General features: G+C 43.6%; 1 protein-coding gene. It reads right to left on the reverse strand.

What is annotated here, in order from left to right:
• Nucleotides 1-7: 7 nt before the first annotated feature.
• Nucleotides 8-1,188, reverse strand: a protein-coding gene (locus tag PR833_RS20315) for an IS3 family transposase (RefSeq protein ID WP_272526491.1) whose coding sequence is annotated in 2 segments (ribosomal slippage) — nt 8-930 and nt 930-1,188 — 1,182 coding nt in all. Because the reading frame shifts where the segments join, the coding sequence is not laid out codon by codon here.
• Nucleotides 1,189-1,262 lie beyond the last annotated feature (74 nt).

Below are 1,262 nucleotides of genomic sequence, written 5' to 3' on the forward strand. Positions count from 1 at the left end.
GTAGTGGTCAACAAAAATTGGTCACCGTTTTAGAGTTTTCCCAATACAATCGTTCTGATTCATTGGGTGTTAAACCACCGTTATATTGATGGGGTCTAAGCTGACTATAATACCCGATGATATATCGTGTTATTTCTCGCTGTGCATCTATAAAATTACGGTAGCCTAAAATGGGTACCCATTCTGTCTTTAAACTTCGAAAAAATCGCTCCATCGGCGCATTATCCCAACAATTACCCCGCCGAGATAAACTTTGTTTTATCTGATAACGCCATAATAATTGTCGATATTGGCGGCTTGTATAATGACTTCCTTGATCTGAATGAAACAGGATATTTCTTGGCTTACCTCTTGATTCAAAAGCCATTGATAAGGCTTTTCCGGTTAGTTGGCTATCCGGTGAAAATGACATCGCCCAACCAACAGGTTTTCGAGCAAATAAATCCATCACAACAGCAAGATACATCCAGCGGTTACCTGACCAAATATAGGTCACGTCACCCACCCAAACTTGGTTTGGCTCTGTGACCGCAAATTGCCGCCCGAGATGATTCGGTATTTCAACGTGCTCTTGAGGCGCTTTTGCATATCTATGCTTCGGTGTTTGGCAACTCACCAAGCCAAGTAATTTCATTAACTTAGTTGCCCGATAGCGCGTTAAAGGAACCTGTTTTGTTTTCGATACAATGTCAGCAATAGTACGAGCACCAGCAGAACCGTGGCTGCTTTCATGAGCTTCTCGAACAAGAGCCCGAAGCCGTATTTGTTCCACTGACGGCGTCTTTGAGCGATGACGCCAGTATTGATAGCTACTGCGATGAACACTGAACACGTTACACAGTTGTTTAATGCTAAAGCGCCGACTGAGTTTCTCGATCAACGAGAATTGTTCAGAGAGTCCGACATCACCAGCGCTGTAGCCTTTTTTAATATCTCATTATGCTCTTCAAGTCGTGCAATTTTCTTTTTCAATTCACGGATCTCGACTTGTTCTGGCGTCATGGGTGACGCTTTCGGTGAAATCCCTTTGCGTTCTAGCTTGAGTTGCCGAACCCATTTGTCCATGGTGGATTTACCGACGCCCATCGCGTTGGCAGCGTCGACCACGGAATAGTTTTGATCAAGAACCAGTTGAGCTGCTTCAAGTTTAAATTCAGCACTGAAAAGTCGTCTTATACGTTTCGCCATAATTGTCACCTATCTGTTTGTGAGGTGATGATATCACCTCTGAGTTGGTGACCAAATTAACTATGCCACTTCAA

It is taken from the genome of Providencia sp. PROV189 (genome assembly GCF_028480065.1).
Lineage (GTDB): Bacteria > Pseudomonadota > Gammaproteobacteria > Enterobacterales > Enterobacteriaceae > Providencia > Providencia stuartii.